Source organism: Streptomyces sp. NPDC048349 (assembly GCF_040651925.1).
GTDB lineage: Bacteria > Actinomycetota > Actinomycetes > Streptomycetales > Streptomycetaceae > Streptomyces.
This window is the reverse complement of the sequence record NZ_JBEZLA010000102.1, coordinates 1-14,897: the sequence shown is the minus strand read 5'-3', so window position 1 is coordinate 14,897 and position 14,897 is coordinate 1. Positions and strand designations below refer to the sequence as shown.

Genomic DNA, 14,897 nt, shown 5'->3' with positions numbered 1-14,897 from the left:
AACGCCCGGTTACATTCCGAACCCGGAAGCTAAGCCTTTCAGCGCCGATGGTACTGCAGGGGGGACCCTGTGGGAGAGTAGGACGCCGCCGAACAGTCATTGCGGAAGCCCCGCACCAGACCCGTAAGGGTCCGGTGCGGGGCTTTTCTGCGTTCACGGTCATGAGCGTCCAAGAGTGAGCGTCCAGAGGGCGGCGCTAGGATCTTCGACCATGAATCAGTACGTGATACGGCCGGTGCGTGGAGACGAGTGGAAGAAGGTCAAAGAGTTGCGGATTGCCGCGCTGAATGATCCCGCGGCTCCCGTGGCGTTCCTGGAGACCGTGGAGGAGGCCGAGGGCCGGAGCGATGAGTTCTGGCAGGGGCGGGCCGAAGGGGGGTCGCACGGGCGGGCGGCGCGGCAGTTCGTTGCCGAAGGGCCCGGGGGTGAATGGGTCGGATCGGTGACCGTCCTCGTGGAGGAGAGCGGGACCACCGACATCTTCGACCGGGTCATCGAGCAGGACCAAGGGCATCTGGTGGGTGTGTTCGTACGGCCGGATCAGCGGGGTACCGGGCTGACCGAGAGGCTCTTCGAGGCTGCGCTCGAGTGGGTTTGGTCGCTGGAGGCGCCGGCGCTGGAGCGCGCACGGCTCTTCGTGCACGAGGACAATGCGCGGGCCGCGGGCTTCTACCGGCGCTTCGGGTTCGAGGCGACGGGGAACGTCGTGCCGGTGCCCACCGATCCGTCCGCCCAGGAGCGGGAGTACGTGCTCCAGCGGCTGGCGGTCGTCTAGGCCAGCTCGGCGTCGGGCCAGCGGGAGCGGGCCTGTTCGCGGCTGCGGCACAGGGCGAGGAGCGGGAGCGTCTCGTCCGTCAGGAGGTCCGGTAGCTGGGGGATCGGGGCGACCGCCGCGATGTCGTCCAGGACGAGCGCGAGTGGTGGGTCGAGCCGACCGTGGGATGACCGTGCGGCCATGCGGCGGCCGTGCTCGACCACGTCAGCGGCGAGTGCGGTGAGCAACGGCATCGCACCCGGGTGGGTGCGGGGGTCTTCCAAGGGTTCGCCCACCATGTAGAGGGTGCCCCCTTCGGTGACGAACGAAGCCAGCGTGAGGGAATCGGTTCGGTTCGGGTTGCAGGCCTCGCGGATGTGGATCGAGGTCAGGCAGGAGAGGGACCGGGCCGTCAGGTGCTGGGCCAGCTCGCGGCGTTCGGGATGGGCGGTCAGGGCGCTCTCCAGCTCGCCGGCCGCGCCGGGGGCCGCCTGGGGATGGGTGCGCAGGATGCGGACCGGCTCCTGGGCGCCGTTGCCCTGGGTCCAGCGGTGCAGCTGCTTGAAGGGGCGGCCGTCGAGGGCGGCCGCCTGGAGCCAGCTGCGCAGGAGCGTTTCCGCCGTATCGGCGACCGCGGCGTCCATGCGGGCTTGGGGGCGTGCGGGGGCCAGCAGGGCGATGGCGCGGGCGGCGGCGGTATCGCGGTCGGCGCAGCCGTCGGCCGGGTTCCAGTGCATGCGGGCCGGGGTGTCGCACAGGTGCTGGGGGTCGTAGAGGAGGACCGGGCCGAGTTTGGCGCGGGCGTCCTTGGTCTCGGCCCAGAGGGCGGGCGAGGAGGTCACGACCAGGGCGGCGCCCTCCGCGGAGGCGATGCTCTGCGCTGCGAGGCGGTGGCGGTCGGCGGGGCCGGCGTAGGCCATGCGGGCTGGGAGCGGGGCGAGTGCGGGGGGTGGCGGCGGAGGCGGGGCGTAGCCGAAGCCGTAGCGGTAGGCCTCGTCCGCGTGCGGTCTTGCGGGGCGTTCGGGGCGGGGTAGGGGTGCGGTGGTCTGAGCGGCGGCCGGTTGGGGGGTCGCGGTCGGCGCGGCACCCTGCGCCGGGAGGTGTGGCCGGGCCTGTGGTGTCGGGGCCGGTGCCGGTACGGGTGTCGGGGCCGGTGGTGCGGGGGCCTGGGGGGCGGGCTGGGGGTCGTCCGGTGCGGGGGCCCGGGTCGCGGCCTGTCTGGCCAGGGCGCGACGGGATTTGGTGCGGGCGATCACGCCGATGGCGAAGACGGTGAGGACGAACAGCACCAGGAGCTGGCTGAGGAACAGGCCCCAGAACAGGCCCCAGCCGGAGAGGGCCGCCGGGTCGGTGTCGGGCCAGGCGCCCGGGATGTCGTGCGGTTGCGCTATCAGGGCGCGGACGGCTTCCGGGGTGCGGGTGAACGTGACGGTGTCCGGCCAGGAGCCCTTGGCGAAGAACGCGGCGAGGCCGGTGGCCGACCAGACCAGGACGGCGAGGCCGAGGAGGAAGGCCAGCAGCCCGATCAGCAGGCCGTCCGGGATGCCCCCGGCGCGGGCGGGGGGCTCCGTACGTCGTGCGTCGTGCATGGTCAGGCCACCGTGGTCGCGGATCCCGGGCCGCCGTTGCCCCGGCGGCGTTCGATGGACAGCGCGCGTTCCTCCGCTTCCAGTTCTGCGGCGAGCATGTCGTCGTGGAGCCGGTCGGTGGTCGAGGACTCGGTCATGGCGCGGTCCGTGTAGACGAGGGGGCGTTCGGCTTCGGTGATCAGGTGTTTGACCACCTGGACGTTGCCGTTGACGTCCCAGACGGCGATGCCCGGGGTCAGGGTCGGGATGATCTCCACGGCCCACCGGGGGAGGCCCAGCACCAGGCCGGTGGCGCGGGCTTCGTCCGCTTTCTGGGCGTAGATGGTGCGGGTGGAGGCCATTTTGAGGATGGCCGCGGCTTCGCGTGCGGCCGCGCCGTCGACGACGTCGGAGAGGTGGTGGACGACGGCGACGAAGGACAGGCCGAGGCGGCGGCCGAACTTCAGGAGGCGCTGGAACAGCTGGGCGACGAAGGGGCTGTTGATGATGTGCCAGGCCTCTTCGACGAGGAAGATGCGCTTCTTGCGGTCGGGCCGGATCCAGGTGTGTTCCAGCCAGACGCCGACGATCGCCATGAGGATGGGCATGGCGATGGAGTTGCGGTCGATGTGGGAGAGGTCGAAGACGATCAGCGGCGCGTCGAGGTCGATGCCGACGGTGGTCGGGCCGTCGAACATGCCGCGCAGGTCGCCGTCGACGAGGCGGTCGAGGACGAGCGCGACGTCGAGGCCCCAGGCGCGGACATCGTCTATGTCGACGTTCATCGCGAGGGCCGATTCGGCTTCGGGGTGGCGCAGTTGTTCCACGATGTCGGTGAGGACGGGCTGGCGGTCGCGGATCGTGTCGACGACGTAGGCGTGCGCGACCTTGAGCGCGAAGCCGGCGCGCTCGTCGAGGCCGTGGCCCATGGCGACTTCGATGATGGTCCGGAGCAGCGCGAGCTGGCCGGTCGTGGTGATGGCCGGATCGAGGGGGTTGAGGCGGATCCCGGAGTCGTTGGCGGCGACGGGGTCCAGGCGGATGGGGGTTATCCCCAGCTGCTGGGCGATGAGGTTCCATTCGCCGACGCCGTCCTCGCCCTGGGCGTCGAGGACGACGACCTGGCGGTCCTTGAAGCGGAGCTGGCGCAGGACGTAGGTCTTCTCGAGGGCCGACTTGCCGTTGCCGGATTCGCCGAGGACCAGCCAGTGGGGTGCCGGGAGCTGCTGGCCGTACAGCTGGAAGGGGTCGTAGATGTAGCCCTTGCCGCTGTAGACCTCGCGTCCGATGATCACCCCGGAGTCGCCGAGTCCGGGGGCGGCGGTGGGCAGGTAGACGGCCTGCGCCTGCCCGGTGGAGGTGCGTACGGGCAGGCGCGTGGTTTCGACTTTGCCGAACAGGAAGCTGGTGAAGGCGTCCGTCAGCGCTGTCATGGGATCTCGCATGGGCGGCACTTCCCTCCAGCTAGCGTCGGATGCCGGTGGCGAACGGCAAGGTGTTGACGAAGGCGCGGTGGTGCTCGCGGTCGCACCATTCGAGCTTCAGGTAGGACTTGCCGGCGGAGGCGCGGATGGTGCGCTTGTCGCGGGCGAGGGCTTCGGGTGAACGCGAGGACACCGTGATGTACCCGACGAGGTTGACCCCGGCAGCGCCGCTGGCGAGATCTTCACCCCTCTGGTCGAGCCGGCCGTGGGCGGCGATGTCGCGGGGGTCGACGGTGCGGTTCATCTTGGCGGCGCGGCTCGCGTCGGCCTCGTCGTTGGTCTTCTCCGTCAGCATCCGCTCGATGGCGACCTCGGTGGGTTCCAGGTCCATGGTGACGGCGACGGTGCGGATGACGTCGGGGGTGTGGACGAGGAGCGGGGCGAGGAAGTTGACGCCGACGGGGGTCATGGGCCATTCCTTCACCCACGCGGTGGCGTGGCACCAGGGGGCGCGGGTGGAGGACTCGCGGGTCTTGGCCTGGAGGTAGGTGGGCTCCACCGCGTCGAGTTCGGCGGGCCAGGCGTTGCGCTTGGTCATGGCCTGGATGTGGTCGATGGGGTGGTCCGGGTCGTACATGGAGTGCACGAGGGAGGCGAGGCGGCCCTGGCCCAGCGGCTGGCGGACGCGGATGTCGGCTTCGGCGAGGCGGGCGCAGATGTCGGTGAGCTCGCGGGCCATGACGATGGCGAGGCCGGCGTCGCGGTTGGGCTTGCGGCCCTTGTGGGGGGTGGCGGCGCGGGCGATGGTGTGGGCCTCGGCGGCGAGCTCGCGGGTGTAGTGCATGCAGGCGACGAGGTAGGCGCGGTGCTGCTCGGAGGAGGTGGACACCATCGACTGGAGCTGGTCGTACGAGTCGCGCAGCCAGCCGGGGGCGTTGGTGTCGCCGCGCTGGGCGACGTCCTTGGCGTGGGCGTCGGGGTCGGCGGGCAGGGTGCGGGCGAGCATTTGCAGGCGGGTGACGAAGCCGTCGCCGTTGGCCACGTGCTTGAGGAGGGTGCCGAAGCGGTCGACGAGGGCCTCTTGGTCCTCGCTGTCGCGCAGGCCGACGCCGGGGCCCTCGATCTCGATGGCGGCGGTGACGGTTCTGCGGTCCGCGTGGAGGAGTACGGCGATCTCGTCGGGGCCGAAGGGGGCGGCGAGCCAGTTGATGCGGCCGATTCCGGGGGGCGGGCCGACTTCGACCTCGCGGCCGTCGGCGGCACGGGTGCCCGCTTCCATGGCGGTGGAGCGGTAGGTGGTGCCGCGGCGCAGGGTGCGCTTGTAGCTCCGGTTGATCTCGAACCAGCGGTAGAAGGTGCGGCCCTTGTAGGGGACGTACACGGCGGCGAGCGCGAGCATGGGGAAGCCGGCGAGGCTGACGATGCGCAGGGTGAGGTCGGGGACGAGCAGTCCGCTCATCATGCCCAGGAACGCCCCGGCGATGATCAGGGCGATCTCGCCGGTCTCGCGGTTCTTGCCGACGATCGCGTTCGGCCGGGCCCGGCCGATGAGATACGTGCGACGGGGCGCGACCGGGTGCATCTGGTGGGACTGGGTCGTCAACGCCCGTCACCTCCTGTGTTCCTCGTACTCGAACTCGTGCTCGTGCGGGGCGGGGGTGCGGCGGAGGGGACGGATCCGCCGCCGGACCCGCCGCCGGAGGGGGGACGGCTGCTGTGGGCGGCCACGCCTCCGGAGAGGGGGTTGGCTTGGCGGGGCGTGCTGCCGCCGCCGTCGCCTCCGCGGTGGGCGCCGCGGCTGCTGTGGGTCTTGATGCCCTGGGAGACGAGGGAGGCGGGGGAGCTGATGACGGCGGCGGCCTGGGCGCCGTCGGTGGCCTTGCTGCGGTTGGAGCGGGCGGAGACGATCTCGTCGCCGAAGCCGGGTACGAAGCGGTAGATCATCGCGGAGGCGAAGATCGCCAGGAGGATGATCGCGAGACCGGTGACGACGGCGGAGAAGGCGTTGGGGCCCTTCTCTCCGGCCAGGGCTCCCGCGAGGCCGAGGACGATGACGATGACCGGCTTCACCAGGATGACGGCGATCATGATGCCCGCCCAGCGGCGGACGTGGCCCCAGAGGTTCCGGTCGACGAGGCCCGCGTAGACGACGACGCCGAGGAGGGCGCCGACGTAGAGGAGGGCGGCCCGGATGAACAGCTCGAGGAAGAGGATGCCGGCGGCGAGGACGGTGACGAGGGCGACCACGATCAGCATGATCGGGCCGCCGCCGATGTCGTCGCCCTTCTTGAGGGCCTCGGAGAAGGAGCCGAAGAAGACGTCGGTCTGGCCGCCGGTGGCGGAGGCGATGACTTCGGTGACGCCGTCGGTGGCCGAGACGACGGTGTAGAGGATCAGGGGGGTGAAGGCGGAGGCGAGGACGGTGAGCCAGAGGAAGCCGATCGCCTCGGAGAGGGCGGTGGTGAGGGGGACGCCGCGGACGGCCCGCTTGGCGACGGCGAAGAGCCACAGGACGAGGGTCAGGATGGTGGAGGCGGCGAAGACGACGGCGTACTGCTTGAGGAAGGTCGGGTTGGTGAAGTCGACGTCGGCCGTGCCCTTGACCGCTTCGCTGAGCTTGCCGACGATCCAGGCGGCGGCGTCGGCGCAGCCCTTGGCGAGGGAGGCCAGGGGGTTGAGGGCGTCGGCGGGGTCGGTGGGGGCGAGGCCGGTGCGGGGGGCCTGACCGGAGCCCCGGTCGCAGTACTCCCGGGCCGGACCGGCGATCAGGGAGCAGGGGTCGTTGCTCGTGCTCGGCGCCGGAGTGGGCGTGGGGGTCGGTGTCGGGGCGGCTGCGGCGCGTGCGGCAAGGAGAATGACCGCGGTCTGGAGGGCCGCGGCGGTGGCGCCGATCCTTCGGAGCGGGAGCCGGTGACTACCGGGCATAGGTGAACCCTCCGAATTCGGTGACCGCGCTGCCGATCTCGTCCGAGGTGGATACGGGGTTGTCGCCGGTGACCGGGGTGGGGCCGTCCTTCTGCGAGGACTCGACGACCTTCCAGTCGGACCCGTTCCACTTGAGCGTCAGGGAGATCGTGAACCAGCCGCTGGTGACGGGGCGGGTGGACTTTTCGCCGGTGAGGCCGAACATGCCGATGCACCACACGTCGACCGACGCGGCCTCACCTGCGAAGTTCTTCACCTTGGTCCCTGCCGGAACCGTCCGGTTGACGAAGGTGGAGCCCGTCGGCGCCAGACCGTCCTTCGTCAGGCCGATCTGGGAGAGCAGGCCGGCCGAGTAGTCGGCGTCGAATCCGGCCTGGAGCTTCGTCCGACTGCCCTCGTCCGCGATCGCGTCCACGATGGCGTGGCGGCGCGCCGGGTTGAACATGCCGTCGGAGCCCAGGGCCACGGCGTAGTTGGCCGCCGCTGATTGGGCGCCCTGTTCGTCGTGGGCGAAGCCTCTGGGGATGGCGCCGTTCTTGCCGGTGACGGGGGTCGTGCCTGTGGGGTTCGTGGAGGAGGTGGACGGGGTGGTGCCCGTCGGGGAGGAGGTCGGGGTGTCCGGGCCCTGGTTCGCGAACGCGATGGCCGCGATCAGGAGGACGACCACGCCGACCACCGTGATGAGGCTGCGGGAGGTGCGCGGGGTGCGGCGGGTGGGGCCGTACGGGTCGGCGGGGGAGTCCGGGAGGCGGGTACGGGTCTGGCCCGTGCCGCCGTACTGGTCCTCGCTGCTCATTCCGTTTCGGCCCCCTCCGCGTCGTACGACGGTAGTGCTGGTTCCCGCGTAGGTGCGGTGTGGTGATTCCTGGTCAGGTACGGCCGCGGTGGCCCGGCTAGACGGCCATTCCGTAGACGATGGTGAACAGGGTGCCCAGGGAGCCGATGATGAAGACGCCCGTGAGGCCGGCCACGATCAGGCCTTTGCCCTGTTCCGCGCTGAAGGTGTCGCGCAGGGCGGTCGCGCCGATGCGCTGCTTGGCCGCGCCCCAGATGGCGATGCCGAGGCAGAGGAGGATCGCTACGGCCATGACCACTTCAATCATGACCTTCGCTTCGTTGCCGAGACTGCCGAACGGCCCCCAGTTCGGGGCGATTCCGCCGATGATGGTGGTGATGTCGCCCTTTTCGGCTGCCAGGATCATGTAACTCACCGCCCCTGTATGGGTAGTTCCGGAAGCCCGTGCCCGACGGCAGGGGTCACGCACTATCTTCGCTGATGAAACCGCCGCCGTCGTCGACTTGACGGCTCTCTTTACCCGATCTCCCGGCCCGTTTCCCGCCTCTGTGCTCTGACCTGCGCAGGTGCGGTGTGTGTGCGAAAGAACGTATGGTCACTCTGTGTATCACGGGGGGTGACGCCGGGCAATGATTGCCGTCTCGCCGTGCGGGGGGTGACGGGAGGGGCCGCCGTTCGGCGCAGTGGGGTGTGGGGCGACCTTCCGTCAGTCGGACGAGGTGGGCCGGGTGTTGCGGGGTGGTCCGCGGGTCCGGTCCGGCGGGAGGGTGATTCCGAGCTGGTGCGCTGGCTGGAGGTGGTCGCCTTCCGGCAGCGGTGCGGGGCCGGCCTCCGCGGTGGCCGCGGAGCTCGGGGCGTTGTCAGTGGGGTGCGGCACGCTGGGGGAATGACGACGACTCCGTGGACCCTCGCCGATGTGGAGGCGGCCATCCGGGCAGGATGGTCGGCCGAGACCTGCTCGCCGGACGATGTGGAGCGGGCGCCCTGGACGGCCGACAACCCGGCCTGGGGGCACTGCGACATCACGGCGCTGGTGGTGCAGGACATAGTCGGCGGCGAGCTGATGGTCGGCGAGGTCTGGCTCGACGGGGTGCAGCACGGCTTCCACTGCTGGAACGTGCTGCCCGGAGGGATACAGGTCGACCTGACGCGGGAGCAGTTCCGGCGCGGGCAGACGGTGACGCCGGGCCGGCTGATGGGGAAGCGGCCGGGCGGGCGGCTGCCGAGGCGCTGGGAGGAGTACCAGCTGCTGCGCCGCAGGGTCATCGACAAGCTGGGGCCGATGCCGGGGGTGGTGCGGATGCCGGACGGGCGGCGGCTGGCCTATACGGATTTCGGCGGTCCGGGGGCGCCGCTGCTCGCGCTGCACGGGCACTTCCAGGACGGCCGGAGCTTCGGGGACCTGGCGCGGGAGGTGGGTCCGCGGTGGCGGGTGATCGCGCTCGACCAGCGGGGTCACGGGGAGTCGGACCGGGCCGCCGCGTACACGCGGGAGGGGTACGTGGCGGATGCCGCGGCCGTACTGGAGCACCTGGGGCTGGGGCCCGCGGTGGTGGTGGGGCACTCCCTGGGCGGGGTCAACGCGTATCAGCTCGCGGCGCGGCGGCCGGATCTGGTGCGGGCGGTGGTGGTCGAGGACATAGGGGCGGTCGTCGACGACGACCTGTCGTACGCGCGGGAGTGGCCGCGGCGGGCGGCTACCCCGGCCGGGTTCCTGGCGGGGGTGGGGAGCGCGGCGCCGTACCTGGCGGGGGCCTTGCGGGAGTACGCGGACGGTTGGGGGACCGCGTGTGCCGTGGAGGACGTGGTGGAGTCGCAGCGGGGGCTGAACGGGGACCACTGGGAGGACTGGCTGGCGGTGCGGAGGCCGACGCTGTTGGTGCGGGGCGATCGGAGCGGGGTGCTGTCGGGGGAGCACGCGCGGGAGATGACGGTGCGGAGGGCCGGGGTGCGGTTGGTTGAGTTGCCGGCGGGGCACTGCGTGCGGTGGGGGGATGCGGAGGGTTTTTACGCCGCCTTGCGGGGGTTTTTGGGGCGGGTGTAGTCGGTGCCGGTGCCGGTGCCGGTGCCGGTGCCGGGGCGGGTGCGGGGGCAGGGTGCAGGGGCGGGTGCGGCGCCGTTGCGGGGGCTCTGCCCCCGGGCCCCCGCGCCTCAAACGCCGGCGGGGCTGGAGTTGGCCCGGCGGGGCCGGATTGGCCCGGCGGGGCCGGATGGCCCCGGGGGCTGGATGGCCCCGGGGGAGTGCCCCGCGGGGGCGTATGGCCCGGCGGGGCTGGAGTTGGCCCGGCGGGGCCGGATTGGCCGGGGGGGGGTTAGGTCCAGTGGGTGGGGTGGGTGAGGTGTGGGGGGATGCGGGTGGTGGGGGTGCCTTGGGCTGCGTTGAGTTGGGGTTGTGTGAGGAAGAGGGCGTGGCGCAGGTCCGCGTCGCGGAGGTTGGCGTCGCGGAAGTCGGCGCCGATGAGGTCGGCCGTGCGGAGGTCGGCGCGGCTGAGGTCGGCGGCGATCAGGTAGGCGCCGCGGAGGTTCGCGCCGCGCAGATCGGCGCCGGACAGGCGGGCGCCCATCAGGTCGGCTCCGCGGTGGTTCTTCTTGCGGCCCGGCACCTTGGCCCGGACGAGCTCGCTGGTCTTCAGGAGCAGGGTGTTGATCTTCTGGCGGAGGGCGGCGACGTCCAGGTCCGCGAGGGCGGCCGCGTCCGCGCGGGTGCACGCCTCGGTTTCCGCGAGCGCCTCGCGGAGCTGGGGGTGGAGGGCGGCGGCGGCCGGGAGGGTCAGGGCCTCGGCCGCGTAGAAGAGCAGTTCGTGCAGCTGCCGCATCACCGGGAAGACGTCGAACATCTCCGCCCTGGTCTCGGGGTGGCTGCGCCAGTCGCGGCCGCCGAAGGTGACCTGGGACACCTGCTGGCCCGCCCCGAAGCAGTCGAAGACCGTGCAGCCCTGGAAGCCCGTGTCGCGCAGCCGGGTGTGGATGCCGCAGCGGAAGTCCTCGCGGAGGTTCGTGCAGGGGGTTCCGGCGGCCTTGTTCACGGCGAAGTCGTTGGACTTGGCGAAGGGCAGGGCGACGCAGCACAGCGCGAAGCAGTTCGCGCAGTCGGCCTGGAGGAGGGGGAGGAGGGGGAGGCGCTGGGACACGTGTCCATTGTTACCGGTCGGGGGCGGTGAGCCGCATCTGGACGGCGGTCCACGGGACGCCTTCGACCTGCTCGACGCCCTCGAGGCGGCCCACGGTGCGGAAGCCGAGCGTTTCGTAGATGCGCAGGGCCGCCGTGTTGTGGGCCCGGACGCCGAGGCTGATCTCCGGCAGGGCCGGCTCGCCGAAGCACAGGTCGACGGCCCGGGAGACGAGGGCTCTGCCCAGGCCCCGGTCGCGGGCGCCGGGGGCGATCAGTACCCGGCCGAGGCGGGGGCCGAGGACGCAGACGTGCCCGACGCGGTGGCTGTCGGGGGACACGGCGGTCCACCTGCGGCGGCCGGGCTCGGGGGCGTAGGCGGCGAGCTGGGCGTCGTCCGGGGGCCAGGAGAGGGACGGGCCGGCCCAGGTGATCAGCTCGGCGCGGTTGGGCACCCCCGTGCGCAGCAGCGGTGCGTCCTGCGCGGGGCGGCGGGGGCGCAGGGAGAGGGGTGGCGGAGGTGAGGCCATCCTCAAGTATCAGGAAAGGGGCAGGGGTTGATCGGGGGCGGGTGGGCGGTGAGCATCGGCCCATGACAGAAGTGATCGCAGTCTCCGTCATCACCTTGCTCGCCGTGATCAGTCCCGGCGCCGATTTCGCCATGGTCGTCCGCAACAGCTACCTCTACGGGCGGCCCACCGGGCTGTTCGCGGCCGCCGGCGTCGCGGCCGGTGTCTTGGTGCACGTCTCCTACACGATGCTCGGGGTCGGTCTGCTGATCGCCTCCTCCACCACCCTGTTCACCGTGATCAAGCTGGCGGGTGCGGTCTACCTGGTGTGGATCGGCATACGGACCTTCCGGGCGCGGGCCGAGGTGGCCGTCGATCTGGAGTCCAAGCCGCAGCTGACCCGGCTCGGGGCGATGCGGTCGGGGTTCTTGACCAACGTCCTCAACCCGAAGACGACGCTGTTCGTGGTGTCGACCTTCACGCAGGTGGTCAATCCGGACACCCCGCTGTGGCAGCAGGCCGGCTACGGGCTGTTCATGTCGGCGGCGCACCTGGGCTGGTTCGGGGCGGTGGCGCTGTTCTTCTCGAACTCCCGGCTGCGGGAGCGGATGCTGAAGGCGCAGAAGGCGCTGAACCGGGCCATCGGGTCGGTGCTGGTGGGGCTGGGCGTGGGGCTGGGGTTCGCCCGCTGACGCCCGCTGACGCCCGCTGAGCGTCCGGCCGGGTCTCCGGCAAGGGCTGGTGATGCCGGTTACCTGTCGGTAGCGTGGGCGTCATGGGTGCTGCCGAGGGGTTCTTCGAGCGGATCGACGACGGCCGGTTCCTGGCCACCGCGTACACGCGCGGGCCGTGGGACCCGGATGCGCAGCACGCCGGTCCCCCGGCCGCCCTGCTCGGGCGGGCCGTCGAGGAGCGGCCGGGCGCCCGCGCCGACATGCGGATCGCCCGGATCACGTACGAGATCTTCCGGCCGGTGCCGATCGGCGCGCTGGAGATCACCACCAGCGTGCTCCGGGCCGGGCGCGGCACCGAGGTGGTCGAGGCCTTCCTGACCCCGGCGGGCGCGGCGTCGCCGGTGATGGTGGCGCGGGCCCTGCGCATCCGGGCGGCCGAGGAGGCGGTGCCGGCCGTGGCGCCGGGGCCGCAGCTGCCGCCGCCCGGGGAGGCCGAGGCGGAGCCGTTCTTCCCGGTGCCGTGGGAAACCGGCTACCACACGGCGATGGAGGCCCGGTTCACCGAGGGCGCCTTCGTGGAACTCGGCCCCGGAACCTGCTGGATGCGGATGGGGGTGCCCCTCGTCGCAGGGGAGGAGATCCGTCCGCTGGACCGGGTGCTGGTCGCCGCCGACTCCGGCAACGGCATCAGCTCGGTGCTGGACTTCTCCCGGTTCGTCTTTGTCAACGGTGACCTGACGGTCCATCTGCACCGTCATCCGGTCGGCGAGTGGGCCTGCGTGCAGTCCCGTACGAGCGTGGACGCGGCCGGCATCGGGCTCGTGGACGCCGCCCTGCACGACGAGAAGGGCCCCATCGGGCGCAGCGCGCAGAGCCTGTTCGTCGCGCCGCGGTAGCCGGTGCGCCCTGTCCGCCGCCCCGTCCGCCGCCCGTGCGGACTGGACGGTGGACTTCGTCCGCGTTGAGGATGGGTCGGTGACGTGTGCCCGCATCGCCTGTTCGGGTCTCCGAGGGGGGCGGCAGGACGTGCGACACGGCCGAATCACACCTTGAAGTGACGGGGATGGGGGAGGGTTGACGGGTGCGCAGATTCTGGATGGCCGGTGGGATCGGGATCGGGTTGTGTCTGACCTTCGTGGCGCTGCTCGTCGTGGGGACGTACTCGGCCGCAGCGGGCCTGGTCGGGGCCGCCGGGGCGGGCGGCCGGGCCGTGGGCCTCGCGAAGGGGGCCGTGCCCGCCAAGTACCAGGCACTGGTGGAGAAGTGGGGCAACCTGTGCCCGGCCATCACCCCGGCTCTGCTCGCCGCCCAGCTCTATTCGGAGAGCGGCTGGAACCCGAGCGCCGTCAGTCCGGCGGACGCGCGCGGCATCGCGCAGTTCATCCCCGGAACGTGGGCGGGCCACGGCATCGACGGTGACGGGGACGGGGACCGGGACATCTGGGACCCGGGCGACGCGATCCCCTCGGCGGCCTCGTACGACTGCGAGCTGTCCAAGGCCGTGGCCGGCGTGCCGGGTGACGCGACGTCGAACATGCTGGCCGCCTACAACGCGGGGGCCTATGCGGTCATCAAGTACGGGGGGTGCCGCCGTACAAGGAGACCCAGGGCTACGTGAAGACCATCACGACCCTCGCGAAGAGCTTCGCCCGGCCCGTGGGGCGGGTCGCGCCCTCGCAACAGGCGGCCGGGGCCATCTACTTCGCGCAGAAGCAGCTCGGCACGCCGTACCTGTGGGGTGGCAACGGGACGCCCGACCAGGACGGGCGGTTCGACTGCTCGGGGCTGACCAAGGCCGCGTACGAGACGGTGGGGATCGGGCTGCCGCGCGTGGCGAACGACCAGTACAACGCCGGTCCGCATCCGTCGCGCGACCAACTGCTGCCCGGCGACCTCGTGTTCTTCTCCGATGATCTGACGAATTCCCGGGAGATCCGGCACGTCGGGCTCTACGTGGGCGGCGGCTACATGATCAACGCCCCGTACACCGGCGCGGTGATCCGCTTCGACAAGATCGACACGCCCGACTACTTCGGGGCGACGCGCGTGACGAAGGATGGTGCGCAGGCTCTTCCGGAGCGTGCTGCGGCGAGCAAGTCGCCCTAGCCACGCTCCGTTAAGCCAAGGCCCTGAGCTGCGACGATCGGTCTCTCTTCGATAACGTTGGAGTGATCATTCAGTGGAGAGTGGAACGTAGTTGCCAGAACGGGCGTTCCATGGACACGGGGGTTGATCAAGTGGGGGGCCAAGGGGCGCACACCGGCGTGCGCCCGCAGGGGAACCACGGCAAGGGCAAGGGGCCGCATCACCATGGCTGGACTCACGACCGGTGGGCCGAACCTGGATGTCAGCCTGCTGTACGAGATCAACGGACTGGCCCTGCGCGCGCCGGACTGGGTGGACCGGTCGGTCGGCCTGATCGGTGAGTTCGGGATCCCGCTGGCGCTGGTCCTGCTCCTCCTGTGGTGCTGGCACGGCGCCCGGCGGCAGGACGAGAGCACGGCCGTCGAGTCCTTCGCGGCACTGGTGTGGGCCCCGCTGGCCGCCGGACTGGCGCTGCTCGTGAACGCCCCGCTGCGTGAATTCGTGGGCCGGCCCCGGCCGTTCCGCCGGCACGAGGGGCTCCAGGTGCTCGACACCGCTTCCGGGGCGCGGTTCGGAACCGAACTGGCAGGCGCCGACTTCTCCTTCGTCAGCAGCCACGCCACCCTCGCGATGGCCCTGGGCGTGGGCCTGTTCCTCGCCCACCGCAGGCTCGGCGTGATCGGGATCGCACTGGCCGTCGTCGAGGGCGTCTGCCGCGTGTACGCGGGCGCCCACTACCCCACCGACGTCATCGGCGCGTTCGCCCTCGGCACCGCCGTCGTCCTGGTGCTCGCGCCGCTCGCGATGGCGCTGCTGACCCCGGTGGTGCGCGCGGTGGCCGCCTCCCCGCGCCTGGGGCGGCTCGTACGGGCCAAGGGGCGGCTGCGGCCCCGGCCGGTCGGCCTGCCGCAGACCCAGACCCCGCCGGCCGGGCAGCGCCCGCACGAGAGCGACCTCGCCGCCTAGGGGGTGTCTGACGGAGGTCCGTGGTGAAGGAGCGGTGTCCGGTGCGTGCTCTCGGCGTGCCGGCCGGATGCCCCCGTACTGGACGTA

The 14,897-nt window shown here is 71.7% G+C and carries 13 protein-coding genes, 1 rRNA gene and 1 pseudogene; 7 read left to right on the top strand and 8 right to left on the bottom strand.

Going from position 1 to position 14,897, the window contains the following annotated elements; genetic code table 11:
• Both rrf and AB0D44_RS32835 read left to right on the top strand, forming a co-directional pair.
• Positions 1–94: ribosomal RNA gene (gene rrf, locus AB0D44_RS32840) — 5S ribosomal RNA — on the top strand; the annotation flags it as partial.
• A gap of 117 nt (positions 95–211) precedes the next feature.
• Positions 212–775 carry a GNAT family N-acetyltransferase gene (locus tag AB0D44_RS32835; protein WP_362598071.1) on the top strand — a complete coding sequence of 188 codons (564 nt, stop codon included), beginning with the start codon at positions 212–214 and terminating at the stop codon, positions 773–775.
• On the opposite strand, the gene AB0D44_RS32830 is transcribed toward AB0D44_RS32835, so the two are convergent.
• The 6 genes from AB0D44_RS32830 to AB0D44_RS32805 form a co-directional block, all read right to left on the bottom strand.
• The gene (locus tag AB0D44_RS32830; RefSeq protein WP_362598068.1) at positions 772–2,343 is read right to left on the bottom strand and encodes a type VI secretion protein; all 1,572 of its coding nucleotides are present in this window, start codon (positions 2,341–2,343) and stop codon (positions 772–774) included. The two genes, AB0D44_RS32835 and AB0D44_RS32830, sit on opposite strands and share 4 nt — an antisense overlap.
• 2 nt (positions 2,344–2,345) lie before the next feature.
• Complete coding sequence (locus AB0D44_RS32825) at positions 2,346–3,767, bottom strand: ATP-binding protein (RefSeq protein ID WP_362598065.1); 1,422 nt, start codon at positions 3,765–3,767, stop codon at positions 2,346–2,348.
• Positions 3,768–3,786: 19 nt separating this feature from the next.
• The gene (locus AB0D44_RS32820; protein ID WP_362598062.1) at positions 3,787–5,349 is read right to left on the bottom strand and encodes an SCO6880 family protein; all 1,563 of its coding nucleotides are present in this window, start codon (positions 5,347–5,349) and stop codon (positions 3,787–3,789) included.
• Positions 5,346–6,671, bottom strand: a complete 1,326-nt coding sequence (locus tag AB0D44_RS32815; RefSeq protein WP_362598059.1) for a hypothetical protein — start codon at positions 6,669–6,671, stop codon at positions 5,346–5,348. Before AB0D44_RS32815 ends, AB0D44_RS32820 begins: the two co-directional genes overlap by 4 nt.
• A complete protein-coding gene (locus AB0D44_RS32810; protein ID WP_362598056.1) occupies positions 6,661–7,467 on the bottom strand; it encodes a hypothetical protein in 807 nt (268 codons plus the stop codon). The genes AB0D44_RS32815 and AB0D44_RS32810 overlap by 11 nt, the downstream gene beginning before the upstream one ends.
• Before the next feature lie 97 nt (positions 7,468–7,564).
• Positions 7,565–7,873, bottom strand: a complete 309-nt coding sequence (locus tag AB0D44_RS32805; RefSeq protein ID WP_008742356.1) for a hypothetical protein — start codon at positions 7,871–7,873, stop codon at positions 7,565–7,567.
• A 480-nt stretch (positions 7,874–8,353) separates the two neighbouring features.
• Here AB0D44_RS32805 and AB0D44_RS32800 point away from each other — a divergent pair, with 480 nt between their 5' ends.
• Positions 8,354–9,511 carry an alpha/beta hydrolase gene (locus tag AB0D44_RS32800; RefSeq protein ID WP_362598053.1) on the top strand — a complete coding sequence of 386 codons (1,158 nt, stop codon included), beginning with the start codon at positions 8,354–8,356 and terminating at the stop codon, positions 9,509–9,511.
• A gap of 268 nt (positions 9,512–9,779) precedes the next feature.
• Here the strand turns inward: AB0D44_RS32800 and AB0D44_RS32795 are convergent, their stop codons facing one another.
• Both AB0D44_RS32795 and AB0D44_RS32790 read right to left on the bottom strand, forming a co-directional pair.
• Positions 9,780–10,598 carry a pentapeptide repeat-containing protein gene (locus AB0D44_RS32795; protein ID WP_362598050.1) on the bottom strand — a complete coding sequence of 273 codons (819 nt, stop codon included), beginning with the start codon at positions 10,596–10,598 and terminating at the stop codon, positions 9,780–9,782.
• A gap of 10 nt (positions 10,599–10,608) precedes the next feature.
• Positions 10,609–11,106 (bottom strand): GNAT family N-acetyltransferase, encoded by a 498-nt coding sequence (locus AB0D44_RS32790; RefSeq protein WP_362598048.1) that lies wholly within the window; start codon positions 11,104–11,106, stop codon positions 10,609–10,611.
• Positions 11,107–11,168: 62 nt separating this feature from the next.
• On the opposite strand from AB0D44_RS32790, the gene AB0D44_RS32785 reads away from it, so the two are divergent.
• The 4 genes and pseudogenes from AB0D44_RS32785 (at position 11,169) to AB0D44_RS32770 (ending at position 14,810) form a co-directional block, all read left to right on the top strand.
• Positions 11,169–11,777, top strand: a complete 609-nt coding sequence (locus tag AB0D44_RS32785; RefSeq protein WP_362598045.1) for a LysE family transporter — start codon at positions 11,169–11,171, stop codon at positions 11,775–11,777.
• 83 nt (positions 11,778–11,860) lie between these two features.
• The gene (locus AB0D44_RS32780; protein ID WP_362598042.1) at positions 11,861–12,655 is read left to right on the top strand and encodes a thioesterase family protein; all 795 of its coding nucleotides are present in this window, start codon (positions 11,861–11,863) and stop codon (positions 12,653–12,655) included.
• Positions 12,656–12,855: 200 nt separating this feature from the next.
• A pseudogene (locus tag AB0D44_RS32775) lies at positions 12,856–13,865 on the top strand (NlpC/P60 family protein).
• Positions 13,866–14,069: 204 nt separating this feature from the next.
• The gene (locus AB0D44_RS32770) at positions 14,070–14,810 is read left to right on the top strand and encodes a phosphatase PAP2 family protein (protein ID WP_362598039.1); all 741 of its coding nucleotides are present in this window, start codon (positions 14,070–14,072) and stop codon (positions 14,808–14,810) included.
• The last annotated feature ends 87 nt before the right edge of the window (positions 14,811–14,897 follow it).

What these genes read in the sequence shown, in the direction of transcription:
- AB0D44_RS32835 (WP_362598071.1), top strand. Translation starts at nt 212, where the DNA reads ATGAATCAGTACGTGATACGGCCGGTGCGTGGAGACGAGTGGAAGAAG.
- AB0D44_RS32830 (WP_362598068.1), bottom strand. Translation starts at nt 2,343, where the DNA reads ATGCACGACGCACGACGTACGGAGCCCCCCGCCCGCGCCGGGGGCATC.
- AB0D44_RS32825 (WP_362598065.1), bottom strand. Translation starts at nt 3,767, where the DNA reads ATGCGAGATCCCATGACAGCGCTGACGGACGCCTTCACCAGCTTCCTG.
- AB0D44_RS32815 (WP_362598059.1), bottom strand. Translation starts at nt 6,671, where the DNA reads ATGCCCGGTAGTCACCGGCTCCCGCTCCGAAGGATCGGCGCCACCGCC.
- AB0D44_RS32810 (WP_362598056.1), bottom strand. Translation starts at nt 7,467, where the DNA reads ATGAGCAGCGAGGACCAGTACGGCGGCACGGGCCAGACCCGTACCCGC.
- AB0D44_RS32805 (WP_008742356.1), bottom strand. Translation starts at nt 7,873, where the DNA reads ATGATCCTGGCAGCCGAAAAGGGCGACATCACCACCATCATCGGCGGA.
- AB0D44_RS32800 (WP_362598053.1), top strand. Translation starts at nt 8,354, where the DNA reads ATGACGACGACTCCGTGGACCCTCGCCGATGTGGAGGCGGCCATCCGG.
- AB0D44_RS32790 (WP_362598048.1), bottom strand. Translation starts at nt 11,106, where the DNA reads ATGGCCTCACCTCCGCCACCCCTCTCCCTGCGCCCCCGCCGCCCCGCG.
- AB0D44_RS32785 (WP_362598045.1), top strand. Translation starts at nt 11,169, where the DNA reads ATGACAGAAGTGATCGCAGTCTCCGTCATCACCTTGCTCGCCGTGATC.
- AB0D44_RS32780 (WP_362598042.1), top strand. Translation starts at nt 11,861, where the DNA reads ATGGGTGCTGCCGAGGGGTTCTTCGAGCGGATCGACGACGGCCGGTTC.
- AB0D44_RS32770 (WP_362598039.1), top strand. Translation starts at nt 14,070, where the DNA reads ATGGCTGGACTCACGACCGGTGGGCCGAACCTGGATGTCAGCCTGCTG.